The organism is Bacillus tuaregi (assembly GCF_900104575.1).
Taxonomy (GTDB): Bacteria; Bacillota; Bacilli; order Bacillales; family Cytobacillaceae; genus Bacillus_BD; species Bacillus_BD tuaregi.
The window spans coordinates 1-1,225 of the sequence record NZ_LT629718.1; the positions used below are offsets into that span (position 1 = coordinate 1).

1 protein-coding gene is annotated in these 1,225 nt (G+C 39.3%); it reads right to left on the reverse strand.

Features of this window, described 5'->3' with window-relative positions:
• Window positions 1-956, reverse strand: a 956-nt coding sequence (gene ltrA, locus BQ5321_RS00185) for a group II intron reverse transcriptase/maturase (protein WP_390622117.1), incomplete at its 3' end; no start/stop codon positions are given.
• Between the last annotated feature and the right edge of the window lie 269 nt (window positions 957-1,225).

Genomic DNA, 1,225 nt, shown 5'->3' on the forward strand with positions numbered 1-1,225 from the left:
CCTTTTCGTCTGATTGGAAACTTCCGATTATGAAAACCTAGAAAATCAAAACCATCTATGTCATTCCACAGATTAACTAGTCTCGATTTGTTTCTATTAATAGTAAGGTCGAGTTTTCCCATTATTGATTGGATAACCTTTATACTTTCAAGTGCTTGTGATTTGGTTTTGCACATGATGACGAAGTCATCCGCATACCTTATGAGTTCACCCAAGTCTTTGAACTTCTTCTCCCAAAGCATATCCATTGTATTTAAATAGATATTCGCTAAAAGAGGTGAAATTACACCACCTTGAGGTGTACCAGTAATCGGATTTCTTATTTTGCCTTCCTCCATTATGCCTGACTCTAACCATTTTCGAACAAGTTTTAAAACCCGTCGGTCACTAATCCTTTGTTCTAATAATTTCATCAACTTATGTTGATTGATATTATCGAAATATCCTTGGATATCGACGTCTACTACCCAAAAACATTTCTTACTGGCTTTTCTTATCTTTGCCATTGCTTGATGGGCATTTCGTTTTGGACGAAAACCAAACGAACAGTCATGAAAGTCAGCTTCGAATATTGGTTCAATAACCATTTTCGTTGCCATTTGTGCGACTCGGTCTTTAATAGTAGGAATTCCTAATGGACGTTTCTTACCATCATCCTTTGGAATATAGGTTCTTAGGACTGGACTAGGGTGATAACGTTTCTCCTTTAATTCTAGATAGAGTTCGTTCATAAATTTCTTCTCACCGTACTCCGAGACGATTTGTTCAATCGTCTGTCCATCGACACCTCCACTTCCTTTCTTACGTTTCACACGTTGCCACGCTTCCCATAGAATATCAGGACGATAGATTTTGTCATATAAAGCGTGAAATCTTCGAGTTGGACATTCCTTGGCACAAAGATATAACGTCTTCCAGAGTTCTTGAGCTTTTACATTATTGGTGTAGTTAGTCATTTTCCTGACATTCACTGACTCTTACCTCCTTCTGACATATGAACGAAGTAGGGTAATGGCTAACGCCGTCCTTCCCTAGACAATGTTGTGTTGTCATTGTCATCATTGGTACTATGACCCCCTCCGACTCCCTCTCATCCATCTACCATTTCGTTTGCACTTATAGGTTTCTGCTTTACTTTCTTGAGAAAGTGATGAGGAGGGTATCCCCAGTTCCGTTAACTACTTTCCTAACATGTCGTTCCCCTTACCCCGAGAGATTCTTCGGT